General features: G+C 57.4%; 15 protein-coding genes. 9 read left to right on the top strand and 6 right to left on the bottom strand.

Annotated elements, in window-relative coordinates:
* Positions 1–96 precede the first annotated feature (96 nt).
* Both AC0Z5Z_RS04980 and AC0Z5Z_RS04975 read right to left on the bottom strand, forming a co-directional pair.
* The gene (locus AC0Z5Z_RS04980) at positions 97–1809 is read right to left on the bottom strand and encodes a sigma-54-dependent Fis family transcriptional regulator (protein ID WP_256809819.1); all 1713 of its coding nucleotides are present in this window, start codon (positions 1807–1809) and stop codon (positions 97–99) included.
* Between the two features lie 382 nt (positions 1810–2191).
* Positions 2192–2842 (bottom strand): hydrolase, encoded by a 651-nt coding sequence (locus tag AC0Z5Z_RS04975; protein ID WP_071172471.1) that lies wholly within the window; start codon positions 2840–2842, stop codon positions 2192–2194.
* A gap of 503 nt (positions 2843–3345) precedes the next feature.
* Here AC0Z5Z_RS04975 and AC0Z5Z_RS04970 point away from each other — a divergent pair.
* The 7 genes from AC0Z5Z_RS04970 to AC0Z5Z_RS04940 all read left to right on the top strand — a co-directional run bounded on the left by AC0Z5Z_RS04970 (position 3346) and on the right by AC0Z5Z_RS04940 (position 11084).
* Entirely contained in the window at positions 3346–4242 is an 897-nt protein-coding gene (locus AC0Z5Z_RS04970) for a LysR family transcriptional regulator (protein WP_016774759.1), read from the top strand.
* Positions 4243–4565: 323 nt separating this feature from the next.
* Positions 4566–5306, top strand: coding sequence for an SDR family NAD(P)-dependent oxidoreductase (locus tag AC0Z5Z_RS04965; protein WP_125927060.1), 741 nt, complete (start codon positions 4566–4568; stop codon positions 5304–5306).
* A gap of 95 nt (positions 5307–5401) precedes the next feature.
* Positions 5402–6295 (top strand): LysR family transcriptional regulator, encoded by an 894-nt coding sequence (locus AC0Z5Z_RS04960; protein WP_485610791.1) that lies wholly within the window; start codon positions 5402–5404, stop codon positions 6293–6295.
* A gap of 185 nt (positions 6296–6480) precedes the next feature.
* Positions 6481–6999 carry a sigma-70 family RNA polymerase sigma factor gene (locus tag AC0Z5Z_RS04955; protein WP_051600722.1) on the top strand — a complete coding sequence of 173 codons (519 nt, stop codon included), beginning with the start codon at positions 6481–6483 and terminating at the stop codon, positions 6997–6999.
* On the top strand, positions 6986–7966 hold the full coding sequence (locus AC0Z5Z_RS04950; RefSeq protein WP_485610790.1) for a FecR domain-containing protein: 981 nt from the start codon (positions 6986–6988) through the stop codon (positions 7964–7966). The genes AC0Z5Z_RS04955 and AC0Z5Z_RS04950 overlap by 14 nt, the downstream gene beginning before the upstream one ends.
* A gap of 121 nt (positions 7967–8087) precedes the next feature.
* Positions 8088–10478 carry a TonB-dependent siderophore receptor gene (locus tag AC0Z5Z_RS04945; RefSeq protein ID WP_423519300.1) on the top strand — a complete coding sequence of 797 codons (2391 nt, stop codon included), beginning with the start codon at positions 8088–8090 and terminating at the stop codon, positions 10476–10478.
* A 120-nt stretch (positions 10479–10598) separates the two neighbouring features.
* Positions 10599–11084 carry a DUF6130 family protein gene (locus AC0Z5Z_RS04940; protein WP_056786081.1) on the top strand — a complete coding sequence of 162 codons (486 nt, stop codon included), beginning with the start codon at positions 10599–10601 and terminating at the stop codon, positions 11082–11084.
* A gap of 59 nt (positions 11085–11143) precedes the next feature.
* Here AC0Z5Z_RS04940 and AC0Z5Z_RS04935 read toward each other — a convergent pair whose 3' ends face one another.
* The 3 genes from AC0Z5Z_RS04935 to AC0Z5Z_RS04925 all read right to left on the bottom strand — a co-directional run bounded on the left by AC0Z5Z_RS04935 (position 11144) and on the right by AC0Z5Z_RS04925 (position 13988).
* Entirely contained in the window at positions 11144–12598 is a 1455-nt protein-coding gene (locus AC0Z5Z_RS04935) for a TrkH family potassium uptake protein (RefSeq protein ID WP_485610789.1), read from the bottom strand.
* Positions 12599–12882: 284 nt separating this feature from the next.
* The gene (locus tag AC0Z5Z_RS04930; RefSeq protein ID WP_485610788.1) at positions 12883–13173 is read right to left on the bottom strand and encodes a hypothetical protein; all 291 of its coding nucleotides are present in this window, start codon (positions 13171–13173) and stop codon (positions 12883–12885) included.
* Positions 13170–13988, bottom strand: coding sequence for an NAD(P)H-dependent oxidoreductase (locus AC0Z5Z_RS04925; RefSeq protein WP_186569606.1), 819 nt, complete (start codon positions 13986–13988; stop codon positions 13170–13172). The genes AC0Z5Z_RS04930 and AC0Z5Z_RS04925 overlap by 4 nt, the downstream gene beginning before the upstream one ends.
* An 89-nt stretch (positions 13989–14077) precedes the next feature.
* Between AC0Z5Z_RS04925 and AC0Z5Z_RS04920 the strand changes: the two genes are divergently transcribed.
* Positions 14078–15037 carry a LysR family transcriptional regulator gene (locus tag AC0Z5Z_RS04920; RefSeq protein WP_485610787.1) on the top strand — a complete coding sequence of 320 codons (960 nt, stop codon included), beginning with the start codon at positions 14078–14080 and terminating at the stop codon, positions 15035–15037.
* A gap of 169 nt (positions 15038–15206) precedes the next feature.
* On the opposite strand, the gene AC0Z5Z_RS04915 is transcribed toward AC0Z5Z_RS04920, so the two are convergent.
* Complete coding sequence (locus AC0Z5Z_RS04915) at positions 15207–15518, bottom strand: hypothetical protein (protein ID WP_130927275.1); 312 nt, start codon at positions 15516–15518, stop codon at positions 15207–15209.
* 353 nt (positions 15519–15871) lie between these two features.
* Between AC0Z5Z_RS04915 and folE the strand changes: the two genes are divergently transcribed.
* Complete coding sequence (gene folE / locus AC0Z5Z_RS04910; protein ID WP_016774771.1) at positions 15872–16429, top strand: GTP cyclohydrolase I FolE; 558 nt, start codon at positions 15872–15874, stop codon at positions 16427–16429.
* Positions 16430–16465: the final 36 nt, after the last annotated feature.

Genomic DNA, 16465 nt, shown 5'->3' with positions numbered 1-16465 from the left:
GTTTGATCATTTGATGAAGTCTCGGCGAGGTTTTGTTGATTTGATCAATCCAGCTCAAGCGTGGTCCACGGTGAACCGCCAGGCGGCCACGCAAAGTCACTCAAGACTCTCGTCATGCAACAAGCCGCTTTTCTTCAGGCGATAGGCCAGTGCCGGCCGGGTCAAGCCGAGCATGCGAGCGGCTTGCGAGACGTTTTGGTGTGAAAGCTCCATGGCGCGGCGCATCAGCCGTTCTTCCACAGCATCCAGGCTGATGTTTTTATCAAAGATCTGCGTAACCCAATCGGGACAAAGTTCTTCACCGCCAGCCTGAACCAACGCGCCATCAGAGTTGAGACGATCACCGTGCGAATCGTCTGTTTTTGGGAAGACTGCAAAGAGTGCATCCTGGCCTATGGTCTCGTTGCTGTCGGTCAGGATGACGCCACGCTCAATCGTATTTTCCAATTCGCGAATATTCCCCGGCCAGGCGTAGCGGCGACACAATTCAAGAGCTTTGTCTGATAAACCCAGCGTTCGCTTGTGATATTGCAAGTGAAATTTGCTTATAAAGTGCTCGGCCAGCAGTGGCAGATCTTCAAGTCGCTCGCGCAGTGGGGGAATCTGCACCGGAAACACATTCAAGCGGTAATAAAGATCGGCGCGAAACCGGCCCGCTTCGACGGCGTCGGCGAGGCTTTCATTGGTAGCAGCGATGACTCGCACATTGATCTTGCGGGTTCGGGAATCGCCTACCCGTTCCAGTTCACCCTCTTGCAGTACCCGAAGTAATGTCGCCTGCGCTCTGGGCGTCAGCTCCACCACCTCGTCTAGAAAAATCGTCCCTCCGTTGGCCCGTTCAAAGCGTCCTGGGCGGGTTTGATTGGCGCCGGTAAAAGCGCCTTTCTCAACACCAAACAATTCGGCTTCAATCAGGTCCTGAGGAATGGCAGCGCAGTTCACTGCGACAAACGCTTGCTCGGCGCGATCACTGCGCAGATGCACGCTCCGTGCGATGACCTCCTTGCCGACGCCAGTTTCTCCGAGCAGTAGGACGGAAATTTTTCCTTTGGCAGCCTTGTCGATCATCTTGCATACCTTCAAATAGGCAGGCGAGCGCCCTACTCCATAGAATTGAGCTTCCTGCTTCTCCAGGCTTCTACGCAGAGAGCTGATCTGTGATTGCAGTTCATACAGCTCCTCGATGATTGGGTCGGCTTGAAAGTACTGTCTGAATTCTGCGGCGTTCTCCCATTCCTCGGCAGGTTTACCAATAATGATGCAGCGCTCATCCCCGCATCCGCGACAGGTGGTTTCTTGGATGATGATTTCGCGTTTCATGAATGAAGAACTGTACGCACAGGCGTAGCCCAACAAAGACCAACAGACTGGTTCCTCCATCAGGCCGACTTCAGTCAGGCAAGTCTCGACCTCAAAGGAGTCAATCCATTCGAGCTCGCAATAAAAATGGCCGCTCTCCTGATCCAGCTCTAACTGAATGGGTTTCGCATTGACCATACCTTTGAGGGAATGCAGTTGCGGGCCGACCAGAAACATCTGCAACTGCGGACTGTCTGGTCTGAGCTTGCGGGCCATTTCCGCATCCTTGAGTCCAGACTGGTAGCCAAGGCGCAAGAAGAACCCCTTGGCGCGGTCGACGCCGAGGCTATTGATGAGTTCACGGCGAAAATTAGCCATCGCCGATACCTGCATCAACAACATGCGCTGCTCGCCAAACCAGATCTTGCCTTCCGTGCTTTGAAAACGAACCTGGTCGCTCAGGTCGTGAAAGCCGGAATAGTGGAGCTCAGGGTTGTAACTGACAGCCATTGAGAGAGACCTCGATTATTGTTTTGAGCGGTCTTGATCAAGCTGTGGCGCCGAGTGAAAACACCGAAACAATCGATCGCGATATGAAGGGATTTTAGTGCATTGCTACGCAGAGCCAGCGGGCCTCCCGATGCAAAGACATGACGGTGCACGGGCTTCGCGGGCAGATGAAGGCAGTTACCAAGCGCCAAAGTCACAGCCAGGCTTAATGTTGGTGATCTGGCCCGAGCCGGCCATGTGCTGTGTTGGACTAGGTATTGGTCATTCGCAATATCCCAGCAGATTGCGAATGCACGCCTTCAGTATCGGCCGTCGATGAACGCGGGAATGGGGCCCCTCCCTGGCAAAGCGGTACTTCACTGGCCCCTCACTTCCGTGCTGATCAACCTTCAGCGGGTACCGGCGTGTCGAGCAATTGCTGCTCCCACAGATAAGCAATGCCGCTACCTGCAGCATGCTGGAGAAGCACATCGGTTACAGCGCCTGCCGTATCGAGGCGTGCCCAGTCGCGTTGCCATTCAGCCATGACTGCCAACCAGGTCATGACATTTGCCCCGGCGCCGACCATGCGTTGGATGGCGACTTGATGGGCTTCGACCGAAACGCCACCGCACGCGTCGGTGACCACGGTAACGTCCCAGCCCTCGCCTAGTGCTTGAATCGCTGGCATGGCGACGCAGACCTCAGTCCACAGGCCAGCCAGGACCAATTGCTTGCGGCCTGTTGCCTTGACCGCGTCCACTACTTTCTTGTCTTCCCAAGTATTGATGAGCGTTCGGTCAATCACCTCCTGACCGGGGAAAACGTCGGTGATTTGCGGAAAGATCCAACCGCCACGCTCGGCAATCACACTGGTCAGAATGGTCGGGACGTTAAACGCCTTCGCAGCCTTCGCCAATGCTGTCGCACAGTTGACCGCTGCGTGCGGATCGTGGCTATTGAGATTGGTGAGTTGAAAAGGCTGGTGGTCGATCAACACAAGTACGGAGTCTTCTGGACGAAGAAGCGAAGCAAGACCGTTACGAAAAGCCATTAATCCATCCTCTTGTTGTCGTGGGTTGGCACGTTTATTTGCGGGATCAGTTTCCGTGCAGCGCGCCTTATGAGCGGCGATGCCTCATGCACTGTGCAGCGCCCTCAAACCTTCGGGTAGTAGCAGCGAATGACTAACTGTGTCGCGGAATGAGGAACGCCACGGTTTTTGCTGCCATTCTCTGGCGATGGCTTCACGGCTTCATGACGACGCGCCCCAGCGGTTTGCTTCGCTCCGCGAAGTCATGCGCAGCAGCCTGCGATAGGGTAAAGGCCCGTTCAATGACAACCCGTATACGCCCCCGCAATACATCCTGTAGCAGCTTGTCGACACTCGCACGCACTGCCGGCCGCTCGAAAAGCGGCCCCATGTACGCACAGATCAGGACGTCCCCGGGAACCGCTATTGGCGCCAAGGCGCGAACTCCGTAATGTGCAGTTCAGATGTACGTTCTGGTAGTCGCATTCCGTGCGTAGCTGCGTGACAAAAAAAGGAACGTGGAAATGGATATAGAAGAGCTTGAAACCTTTGTAGAAGTGGCCGATGCCGGCGGCATTTCCCGTGCGGCAACGCGCCTGGGCACGTCGAAATCTATCGTCAGTCGCCGGCTTGCCCGCCTGGAAGCAGAGCTGGGCGTGCAACTGATGGCGCGTACCACCCGCGGTGCGGCCCTTACCGAAGCTGGGGCGACCTTCCGCGACTACGCCGCCAGAATATGCGCTGAGGCCGAGTCGGCACGCGATGCGATCTTGCCTTCCGGCGAGCTTTGTGGCCGCCTGCGGATCGCCGCGCCCCTGACTTTGGGGCCAATACATTTCGCGCCGATCCTCGCGGAAATGGCCAGGCGTCACCCACAGCTTCATGTGCAAACGAACTACACCGATCGTTTCGTTGACCTCATCGCCGAGGGGTATGACTGCGCGATACGGGTGGGCTACCTGCCCGACTCCAACATGATCGCCCGGTGTATCGGACCGATCTTTGGCCAATTGGTGGCAAGCCCCGTCTATATCAAGGCGCATGGAGCGCCCGAAACACCCGACGAAGTCGTCAGCCACCAAGCACTGATGCAAGGCAATGAATCGTGGTCATTCATGGATGGTGACACGATGGTTACGGTGCGCCCGCAGGGAACGTTCAAAGCCGACAATGGCACCGCATTGCTGGCCGCAGCTTTGGCCGGCATCGGCATTGCCTGGTTACCTGACTGGGTCACGCATGAGCATTTGGCGAGCGGCGCACTTGTAGCGATCATGACGGATTATCCGCCGCCTCCAGCAGGCGCTTATGTAGTTCGACCGCCAGGCCAGCACCCTGCGCGAAAGATAAGGGTGCTCACCGAATTGCTGCTTGAATACTGCGACCAGGCGGCACATATTCCTGAGTCGCCACAGAGCTGAAAGACCCGATTGCAAGCTCCCTTCGAGTGAGTCCTGAAAGCAAAGTATGGATACCAGGCTTACTTATTGATCCATCAGAGCTATCGCGGCTAATACGTCCAGTCCTGATCAGCGCACCCGAATATTTCTCCAAAGTTTCATTCCTCACTCGCGAATAACGCCAACACCCGGTTGGATGTTCCGATTTGTGCGACACAGTAATACAACCCACGAGACTACAAACCAAGGAACTGGATCCCTAATATCCGCCCCCGTATCGGCACGCTTGCACCATCCCTGGTGAATGCGCGCGGCCAAATAACTGCATGCCAGACAGGTGAGTAATGATCGATTTGGAAGGAAAACGTGCGTTGGTGACGGGAGGAGCTCGCGGGATCGGCGCCGCTATCGCAGTGGCACTGGCAGAGAATGGCGCCGATGTTGCGTTCACCTACCAGCAGTCGACGGAAAAAGCTGAGGCAGTGGCCAAATTCATCGCTGATAAAGGGCGTCGTGCTATCGCGATTCAAGCCGACAGTGCCAACCCGCAAGCCATTGAATGCGCAGTCGCGCAGGCCATCTCGACGCTGGGCGGCCTCGATATTCTCGTCAATAGCGCGGCTATCGGCTTGAACGGAATGATCGCCGACATTGATGTAGACGACTATCAAGCACTGATGGATATCAACGTGCGAGGCCCCGTCCTGTTCGCAAAGGCGGTCATCCCGCATCTGCCCGCTGGCGGAAGAATCATCACAATTGGCTCGGGACTGGCAGAGCGGGTGCCCTTTGCGGGTGTAACAGCCTATGCAATGTCCAAGTCGGCGTTGCTCGCATTCACCCGGGGTTTGTCACGTGAACTCGGCCCCACCGGCATAACCGTTAATCTTGTTCAGCCGGGATCGGTCGACACCGACGCAAATCCAGCCGACGGCCCCGCCGGCGACTTTCAGCGGAGCCTGTCGTCCTTGGGACGTTTTGGCGAGCCTCGCGAGGTTGCGAGTGCGGTGGTCTATCTGGCCAGTCCTGCCGCGAGCCTGATCACTGGCGCCATCCTGACCGTGGACGGCGGTGCGATCGCTTGACTAACGCTCAGGCAGCTGTCCGCAGTGGACGGCAGCCATGGACTGTTGGTCAGGGGTTGAAACGCACTAATGGCCATTTGCAGAGGCAGGAAGCATTGGATATTGATGATCTTCGAACCTTCGTCGAGGTAGCCGACGCGGGCGGTGTTTCGTCGGCGGCCCGGCGACTGGGTGTTGCGAAATCGATAATAAGCCGCAGGCTTCTGAAGCTGGAAACCCAACTGGGTGTGCAGCTATTGGCCAGGACAAGCCGTGGTGCTGCTGTCACCGAAGCGGGAGCCGCCTTGCGAGAGTATGCGGCGCGGATCGTCGCTGAGTTTGACGCGGCAAGGGACGCCATTGTTCCAGATGGAGACCTTCGAGGCCGCTTCCGGATCGCAGCACCGATCTCGTACGGCCCGACACATATTGCCCCCGTGCTTGCTGAAATGGGGCGACGCCACCCTCTCCTGCACATTCATGCAAGTTACAGCGATCGTATCGTCGATCTGATTGGCGAGGGCTTCGATTGTGCTATTCGGGTCGGCCATTTACAGAGCTCCAATTTCATCGCAAAGCGTGTGGGCAGCATTCACGGCAAACTCGTGGCAAGCCCAGGCTATGTGAGTACACATGGAGCGCCAGAGGCTCCCCACGAGATTCTTACGCATGAATCTCTTATGCAAGGTGCGGAAACCTGGCGGTTTATGGATGGCCAAAAGTCCATCATGGTTAATCCCCAAGGGCGCTTCAAGGCTGACAATCCTGTCGCGCTCGCCGCGGCAGCCGTTGCAGGTCTGGGTCTAGGGTACCTTTCTGACAGCGTCATCGACGAGCACATCAAATCTGGCGCATTGGTGTCCGTCATGCACAGATATCCCCCTGTTCCGGCGGGTATTTACATTGTTCGCCCCCAAAGCCAGCACCCTGCGCGAAAGATACGGGTGCTGACGGACATGCTGGTCGATTGGTTCGCAGATGTGAGCCCAGGCAACGTCCTCTCCCTTTAGAAGGCAAGCCACTCGGGACGGCGAGCGTTCAATCTATCCAATTGCCGGACGCATCTTCCACTCGTAGTTCCTGCACAACCATGCCATTCGCCTGCATGCAGGCGCTGAGCTGCGCATGTTTGCCTAAGATCAATCGCCTGAGTAGAATGCGATTCATTATCAATCATGTATGTCCCGGGATGCCGATGCGTAGCGACGAAACACTAGGTACTGCAGATCCAGGGCTGCTCTATCGCACCCACTTCTCGTGGTTACAGGGCTGGCTGATTCGGCGCATCGGCTGTCGCGACAACGCCGCAGATCTGGCGCAGGACACCTTTGTGCGAGTGCTCAAGCACCGCCATCAGTCCGGCGCCCTGCGCGAACCACGTGCTTATTTGAGCAGCATTGCCCGAGGGTTGATGATTGATCAGTATCGTCGTCGCGAACTGGAACGTGCCTACCTGGAAAGCATCACCTTGCTGCCTCAACACGAGGTTCCATCGGAAGAAAGCCGGCTGATGATTCTCGATGCGCTCGAGCGCATAGACCGTCTGCTTGACTCGCTTAAACCAAGAGTACGCCAGGCGTTTTTATTTGCCCGACTCGACGGTCTGACCTGCGCGCAAATCGCCGAAAAGCTCGGTGTTTCCCGCGCGACGGTGGAGCGCGATCTGGCCACGGCCCTGCAACATTGCTATCGCTTGCGTTATGTCGAGGCCTGAGCCCGAGGCGCTGGATCCGGCCATTGTCGAGCAGGCGATCCAATGGCTGGTGCGCCTTCGCTTCAATCAAGCCGATGAACAGACACAGCGCGCTTTCGAGCACTGGCTGCAGCAGCGCCCGGAGCATGGGTTGGCGTGGCAGCGTGTGGAAACGCTTGGCGATGAATTCGAAGGCGTGCCGCCTCAACTGGCTCGACAAACCCTTAAGGGCGCCCAGCATGGAATGCGCCGACGGGAAAGCCTGAAGCTACTGGGCGTATTGGCAACGGTTGGCACGGCAGCCTGGCTCGGCCGCGACTACACCCCCCTGCCCTCCATGCTGGCACAACAACGCAGCAGCACCGGCGAGCAACGACGTTTCCAACTCGATGATGGCAGCCTTATTCAGCTCAATAGCGATAGCGCCGTCGACAGCGATTTCGACGCCCAGCGGCGCCTGATCATCCTGCGCCGTGGTGAAATCATCGTGAATGTCGGTGCGGATCAATACTCGCCGCAAGTGCGACCGCTGTGGGTGCAATCACGCGACGGAATGATGCGAGCCCATAGCTCGCGCTTTCTGGTCCGCGAGCGTGACGACGGCACTCTGGTCGCGGCCCAGGAAGGATCAGTCACGGTGTTCCCCGGCTCCAGTCAAACGCCTGCGAGCCGCAACGTCCTGGCAGGAAACCAACTGCTGTTCACCCCAAGCGGCACCCGAACGTTCAGGGACAACGGCCTTGATCCATGGGGTTGGGGTGACGGAGTGATCAGTGCGAACCATATGCGCCTTGGGGACTTTATCGCGGAGTTGTCGCGTTATCGCCCCGGAATCTTGCGCTGCGCCGAAGAGGTCGCTGATCGTCGCGTTTCCGGCACTTTCCAGCTCGCCGACAACGACCGGGTCCTGGCATTGATCGCGCAGTCACTGCGCCTGCACATTGATTACCGAACCCGTTATTGGGTCACCGTAACCGCTGCCACCTGACTCCACACGAATATATTTTCGCTACCTGAAAAATAATGAGGTGGTTTCTCATTCTCGTTCGACCTGTAAGGAAGGCCGGAATACAGGCCAGTCTGCCGATGTCCTTTCTTGGAGCGAGAAAATGAGTTCGTCCCCGGTTTCACAGCGCCATCCATTAAGTCGTGCCATGCACGGTGCGATCTTGGGTTTGATCGTGAGCAGCTACGCATTGCCATCGCTGGCGCAAACCTCGGGCGCTGATCACAGCAATCAAGTCAAACAGTGGAATATCGCCCCCGGGCCACTGGCGCCGGCGCTTGACCGTTTTGCGCGTGAGGCTGGCATCAGCCTCTCCTTCGACGCCTCGAGTGTGGCGAACCGCACCACGGCTGGCGTGAATGGCACGCTCGATACATCGGCAGCGCTGTCATCCTTGCTCCAGGGCAGCGAGTTGCAGATCGAACAGCAAGGCCCGAATGCTTACCTGCTGACCCCTCAAGCAAAAACCGCCGGCCCGCTGGAGCTCGATGCAACGGCCGTCGAGGACTACCGCCTCGCCCCGCTCATCATCAATGCCAAGGTTCGGGTCAGTGCCGACGACGACGCCAACTCGGTGGTCGCCAAGGAACTCTGGGTTGGCGGCAAGGTGGCCACCAGCATTCTCAATACACCGGCATCGGTGTCGGTGGTGACCAACAAGGAAATGCAGCAACGCAGCGTCAGCACTACGGAAGAGGCGCTGCAATATACGCCGGGCGTGGTCAGTGACTTTTATGGTACGGATGATCGTAACGACTATTTCCAGATCCGCGGCTTCCAGGCCACCACCTACCGTGACGGCTTGACCCTCAGCTCAATGCGCGGCGTACGCGAAGACCCATTCGCCTATGAGCGCATCGAGATTCTGCGTGGCGCCAACTCCACCCTGTTTGGCCCTGCGGACCCGGGCGGTTCGGTAAATTTCGTGACCAAACAGCCGCGCTTCGAGAAGTTTGGCCAAGGCTATGTGACCTACGGTTCGTTTGACCATGTCGAGACCGGCATCGATGTCGGCGATGCGCTGAACGACGAAAAAACCCTGGCCGGCCGCTTTACTGCCAAAGGCCAGAACAGCGACCGCGAGTACGATCACTCGCAGGACGACAACCAGTTGTTTATGGGTGGCCTCACCTGGGCACCGACGGATTACACATCGGCCACGATGATTCTGGATTACCTGAAAACCGAAAGTTCGCCCAACAGCGGCGGCTATCCACTGGATCGGGAATACGACCGCAGCAAGTTTTATGGCGAGCCCAGCTACAACTTCCACGATGTCGAGCGCACCAGCCTCAGCGGTAACGTCACCCATGATTTCGACAACGGTTTCGTGCTGCGCAGCAATCTGCGTTACAGCAAGTTGACCGATGATTTCGGCTACGTCTACCTCAGCGACAGCGCCGCACGTGTCGGTACCACCGTCGATCGCTACCTGTTCGGAACCGACACTGAAGCCGACCAGTTCAACGGCAATCTGATGCTGCAATACGATGCCCGCTTCGAGAACATCGACAGCAGCAGTCTGGTGGGCGTGGAGTACCTCGATTCGACCACCAAGGAAAGCTCGGTCTACGCCCTGACAACCCCGATCGACATTGCCAACCCGGTGTTTACTGGCGTTCCACGCTCAATCGCGCCGTATGCCGTCAACAAGCGAGACGCGACCACCAAGGCTGTGTTTCTTCAGCAGAACCTGTCGTTCTACGAGCGTTTCATCGTCACCGGAGGTGTGCGCAACGACTCGATGGACCTGACCAGCAAAGGCTTGCAATCCACCGAGAAAGACAACTTCTCCGAAACCTCCTACCGAGGTGCGTTGACCTATATCGTCAACGATGAAGTCTCCACCTATGTGAGCATGGTCGAATCCGTCTCGCCGCCGCAGGTCGGCGTGACACCGCAGACAGGCAGGCAGTACGAAGTCGGCGTGAAGTATGCGCCGATGGGGATGGATGCACTGTTCTCCGCCGCCGTGTACGACCTGACCCAGGAAAATGTCACCATCGCTGTGGTGCTGCCGAGCGGCATCATCGAGCAGCAGACGGTGGGCGAATCGAGGGCGCGTGGCCTCGACCTGGAGGCCAAAGCGCAGGTGACGCAGAACCTGAGCCTGATCGGTGGCTATTCCTACATGGAGTCCGAGGTACTGCGCGGTTCGTTGTATGACGGCAGTTCCCTGAAGGGCAACGAGTTCGCCACGGCACCCAAGCATTCCGCTTCGCTCTGGAGTTACTACGACGTACCCGCCACTGATGTCAGCGTGGGCCTGGGTGCGCGCTACGTCGGCGCTTATTACTTCGATGCAGCCAACTCCGGCAAAAGCGATGGCACTACCCTGTTCGACGCCGCCTTCAACTACAAGATCGCCAAGGGCACCGACCTGGCGGTGAACGTCAGCAACCTGCTGGATGAGCAGCACGTGGTCGGCTCCGGCACGGCGAACTTCTACAACCCGGGCCGCGAGATTACCGCCAAGCTGAGCTACAACTGGTAATTAGGCGGGTAGCCTATTTTTGCGTAAAGGAAACGGTGCCCGCGTTACCGCGAGCACCGTTAACTACGGGCATACTCAGCTTGATCTACGCTTGAATGAAATCACGCGGAGAACCAGATCATGTCCCTCGCTCCCGGAAGTCTATTGGCCCTGGCTGTGGGTGTCTGCTTTTGCACATCCGTGCTCGGACAAGGGGCAGCAGACAGCGATTCTCCACCGGCGATACTGCCATTGGCATCCGAGAGTGCGCCGAGACTCATTGCCTACCCGCCGCTTGCCGAGCCACTCGCCCGCGGAGTGGTCATCATCCAGTTTCGAACAGAGCACGCCAGGATCATGCCGGTGTTTGGCAAGGTGGCTGCCGAGGTATCACCACGCTTAGGTCACCTTCACGTGACCGTCGATGACTGGAAAGGTACGTGGGCGCACACCAGTGAAGACCCGATTATCCTGGTCGGGCTAACCCCCGGTCCTCACAAGGTTCTCTTGGAAGTGGCCGATCCGACGCACCAGATCATCACCAGTACGACAGTGAGTTTTACAGTACCGGAGAAGAAACCGATGGACGCTCCCCGTACTGACGATCATCACGCGGTAAAACCATGACTGCCGTGCTATTCACCGAAACAGGCAACGATCGGCGTCTCTGCCAACGACTGCCTGGCTCAATATCTCCAGAAAACCGGGGTCACGAGCACCAACACCGTCAGGATTTCCAACCGGCCCAGAAGCATGCCGACAGTCAGTAGCCATTTGGCCGCATCGGGCAGTGACGAGAAATTGCCTGCCGGCCCGATTATTGTGCCCAGGCCGGGCCCGACGTTACACACCGCCGTCGCGGCACCGCTCAGGGCGGTAATCCAATCAAGCCCGATCAGCGCCAGGCCCAAAGCGATGGCGGCAATCGTGATGGTGAAAAAAAACGAGAAGGTCAGCAGCGAACGGACGATTTCCTCGTCGATGGGATGGCCGTTGTATTTTTTCTGAATCACGGCTCGGGGATGGATCAACTGTTTCAAGCTGCTGACCAGAAGCGCGGCGGCCACCTGAAAACGGAAGATTTTCAGCCCGCCTGCCGTTGAGCCGGAACAGCCTCCGACGAAGGTCAGATAGAAAAACAGCAAAACAGCGAAGCTGCCCCACAAGGTGTAGTCGCCAACTGCAATTCCGGTGGTCGTGACGACCGAGGTCACATTGACCGCCACGATACGAAACGCATCCCACCATCCGTAGTCGCTGTGCAAATACAGCCAGGTACCTACCGCCAACGATGTGACGAGCAGGAATCCAATAAACCCGCGTACCTGGTGGTCCCTGATCAGCGCACGCCGATTGCCGCGACAGGTTGCGACGTACAAGGTGAATGGCAGGCTGCCCAGGATCATGATGACTACCGCCACCCAGTGAATTGCTGGCTGCTCCCAGTGCCCGAGGGAGGAGTCCGACGTCGAGAACCCGCCGGTAGAGATCAACGACATTGCGTGGTTGATCGCTTCGAATGGGGTCATTCCTGCGAGCCAGAGCGCCAAAGTGCCGACACCCGTCAGGCCCAGATAGAGCAAAAGGATGTACTTGGCTGCAACATGAGAACGTGGTGTCACTTTCTCCGACCAGTCCGAGGACTCTGTCTGGAAAAGACGCATGCCGCCGACTCGCAAGAGCGGAAGAATCGCGACAGCCATGCCGATAAAACCGATGCCGCCTAGCCAGTGCAGCATGGAACGCCAGATCAACAAGCCGGGAGAGGCGCTATCCAGACCGGTGAGTACCGTCGAGCCAGTGGTTGTGATGCCCGACATCGTTTCAAAGAACGCATCGGTGTAGCTGATATCGCTGATGAAAACCATGGGTAACGCTGCGAAGGCGCACACAACAACCCAGCTCGCGGTAGTCAACAGGTACATGTCCCTGGGCCGAAGATTGCCGGTCTCCGGACGCCCTCGCATGATCAACAGCAGACCACAGATGAAGGTAATCAGACTCGACCAGAGAAAGGCCGACAGTTCGTCGCTATGCTCATAGATCACCAGCGTCATCATGGGTATAGCCATGCTTACCGCCAGGGTGATCAAAAAAATACCCAAAATGAAGCCGATAAGCCGAATTGCTGCGAGGGACATCACGATACCGTTCCAAATTAGCGCCGCGCAGTATCGGATGCCCTCAATAAAGACTGCGTAAATTCTCCGTAAAATTTTGACCTGCAATCAGTCAGGCTGCGGGAGTCAAAGCGTGGCTATGAGTCAATTACAAGCCATCGCAACAGGCCGGAAACGGCAGAAGCCGCCAGTGCCGGCCCTCTTCGCATCAAACGAGTCCCGGCCTGACGCTGCATGTTGCGCGTAAAATCTGGCTGCAGCATGCAGCGCCGTGCAAACGGGAGTTGATCTGCGCTGATCGCTCATCAGGAGGAAACGAGTTTCTCGTAATCAGAGAAGGGCTTGAGCGCGCAGTACTGCACGTGTAGCAGATTCCCTTTGACGTAAGGCAGCGCCTCGATGTAATCACGCGCCTCTTCGAAGGTGACGGACTCCAGTTCAAACGCGGCACCGGGACCATCGGCCAGCCCATGAACTGCGCGCACGATACCGCCAGCGAAGCCTTGCCAAACGTGCACTACCTCCGGTTTCGCCAGCCGCTTGAAGTCTTCTGCCGCTCCATCAGCACGGCGAGTCAGAATCACGAAGCTTTTCATGACACCTCCTCCGTTTTCAGCTGCTTGCGCTGGGTTGTTTCACCATACGCGACGTGCGCCATTATGCCGCTCTGGCCCACGGCCACATGCGGTTTAAGCTCATTGCGGGGAGTGTAGTCCCCACCGTTTTGGGGCCGGAAAGGTATTGGCGCATCTGTGAACAAATCCTCGAGTCGGGTGCGCCAAGCCTCTTTGGCTGCGACGGCATCTGCCGCGGTCAAGTTGCCAGTGCCGTATATGGCGAACGTCGGCAGCACATCGAACCCAGGAAAGTAGAGCGAGCCGTGCGTGATCGGAAACAGCAATTGCTCGAGTGGTCCGTTGATGCCGCGCGGCGAGTAGTCTTCTGCGGGGCCGCCGACAGCGACTGACAACATGGCCCGCTTGCCCTTGAAGGCGCCGTCACCATAGCGGTAGGCGTTGCCAGCGTCCTTGTAGCCGTGGGCGAGTCCGGCTGCCCAGACGCGATCTATCCATCCCTTCATGATGGCCGGCATGCCGTACCACCAAAGCGGAAACTGGAAGATGACAACGTCTGCCGCTAGAACCTTGTCTTGTTCCGCCGCCACGTCAGGACTTTGGCGGCGATGACGATAGGCGTGGGCGGACTCTGCTCCGAACGACAGTCGCTGAGGGTTGGCCCGCTGAGGAAAGTCGTTCTCGTCAAATATCGCTTTCCAGCCCATGGCGTATAGATCGGATTGCAGGACCTCGTGTCCTTGCGCAGTCAAGCATTCAACAGACACATCCACCAGTTGCCGCGTTAGCGACGAAGGCTCGGGATGGGCATAGATGATCAGTACTTTTTTCGACATGAAGGACGGCTCCGCTGTGATTTCGAAGGAGTGTCGCGGGGCTCGGGCCATCTGTGAAATCGCAAAATTTTGCTGCTAACATAAGATCGATGGATACCAGACGCCTTGATCTAAATCTGCTTGTGACGTTGGAGGTCCTTCTCATTGAGCAGAACGTGACCCGGGCTGCCGCCCGTCTGCATTTGAGCCAGCCAGCAGTCAGCGCTCAGTTGAGCCGTCTGCGCGACGTCTTCAACGACCCTCTTCTGATCCCCGCGCAGCGTGGAATGACGCCCACCGTCAAAGCCTTGGAGCTGCTCGTGCCGCTTCGCCAGGCACTTGACCAGGTAAGGGCGACCGTCACTACTCATCTGAATTTCGAGCCCGCGACGGCGAGCCTGACGGTATCAATCGCCTGCACGGATTACGTGCAGGCGGTTTTGATCAAACATCTCGTTGTCGCCATGCGACGCGAAGCGCCGGGTGTCCGCATCGCACTGCGCGTCCTGGACGTACCACAGCTGGAGCTGCAGATGACCCGCGGCGAGGTGGATCTGGCCGTGATAAACATGAACGGGGTTCCGCCCGCACTGCACTCGCAACACCTCTATGATGAGAGTTACGTGCTGATCGGGCGTCGTGGGCATCCAAGCCTGCGCGCGGGCCTGACCGTGGATGAGTTCGCGCAGCTGGAACATGTCGTGGTGTCACTGCGCGGCGGAGGCTTCTCTACCTCGGTGGATCACGCCTTGGTAGCGCACGGGCTGCGGCGTAACGTCGTTCATTCAGCGTCGTCATTTCTTCCAGTACCGGAGTTGGTCGCGCAGTCGGATTGTGTGGCCCTGGTTCCAAGTCGTCTTGTAGACGGTCGCAGCGAGCAACTGCTGTGCGTAGCCCCTCCCTTGCCGGTGGAAGGTTTTGCGATTGGCTTGTTCTGGCATGAGCGGTCGGATGGGCACGCCGGCTTCAAATGGGTACGTGAGTTCATCACTCGCGTGGCCGATTCTCGTGCATCCGATTATGGCAACCCAAGAACTCTGACAACCTTAAAACCCGTCCAGACAAGCTAGCGTGTCGAGTACTCGATAGGTCAAAGGCTCGCTGGTTGGCTCGCTCTTGCAAGCTCGCTGAGGCAATAAATTTCCATCCATCTACGTATGGCCGATTATGGTTTTATCGGCATACCTGAATGACTGTTTTTGGCCGGAAGCTGCCTCCCAGGCAGCGAACCGTGAATGGTCACTCGTCAAACAAGGTCCAGCCATGGCAAATGCCGGCAAAGTCTTTTGCCGTAAAAAATAATGTCAGTTCCTTTGGGTCAAATTCTTTGTAGAGCCAATGCCCAGGAATGGGGCCTCTCGTTATCGCGTATTCCAAGCGGTATTTTTGAACAGGTCCAAAACCGATGGAGCGTGAGTTCAACTCAAACCTGTCACCTCTGTTGAGCGCCCATAGCTTTTCAACAAGGCAGTCATCAAGCACCACCTCTCCCGCTACCTCAATGAGATACTTTGAATGAAGTTTCTGTTGAAGCCTAATGCTTCTGGCCATGCATCAACCTACCTATGAATAGTCCGAGCATCGACGCAATAATACTTGAACATGATGACGAGCGCTTTGGGTTGAAAAAAGTTCGCTGGGCGTACGCTCTGGCCGATAGCTGCCATCCGCCACCGGCAGCTATGAGCTGAGACGCCCGCACATCGGCGCCAAGCAAGCCACTCACCAAACCTGGCCCCAGGTTTTTCCTGCCTGCAATCCCAAACCCGCACAAAAAAACCACCGATGCGTTGTCAGTTGATCCTTTTCAGCCTATCTTCACTAAAACCTATACAGCCAGCGTGTATTCGTACAACCTTTTCACCCGACTGTGTCCTTAACCCGCACCGCCACGAGTAACCCGAATGAGCCCACTACTAGCCAGCCATTACCGTGAAATCCTCGTTGGCGTCGGTGAAAACCCGGAACGCGAGGGGTTGCTGGACACGCCCCAGCGCGCCGCCAAGGCGATGCAATACCTGTGCAACGGATACGCGATGAGCCTAGAAGACGTCACCAACGGTGCGCTGTTCGAGTCGCAGAGCGATGAGATGGTGATCGTCAGCGACATCGAGCTCTATTCGCTGTGTGAGCACCATATGCTGCCGTTTATCGGCAAGGCGCATGTGGCGTATATCCCCACTGGCCGGGTGTTGGGGCTTTCGAAGGTGGCGCGGGTGGTCGACATGTTCGCGCGGCGCCTGCAGATCCAGGAAAACCTTACTCGGCAGATTGCTCAGGCGATCCAGCAGATCACCGATGCTGCCGGTGTCGCGGTGGTTATTGAAGCCAGGCACATGTGCATGATGATGCGCGGCGTCGAGAAGCAGAATTCGATCATGACCTCCTCGGTCATGCTCGGTGCCTTTCGCGACAGCTCGACGACGCGGCAGGAATTTCTCCAGCTGATCGGCCGGCGCTAGGCCTATACACAGCCTGTTAACTGTACAAGCTCAAGG

This window comes from Pseudomonas sp. 1L-E-NC-VB-C3 (assembly GCF_057291535.1).
Note: the sequence above shows the minus strand (reverse complement) of the source record. Positions and strands in the feature narration are given on the sequence as shown.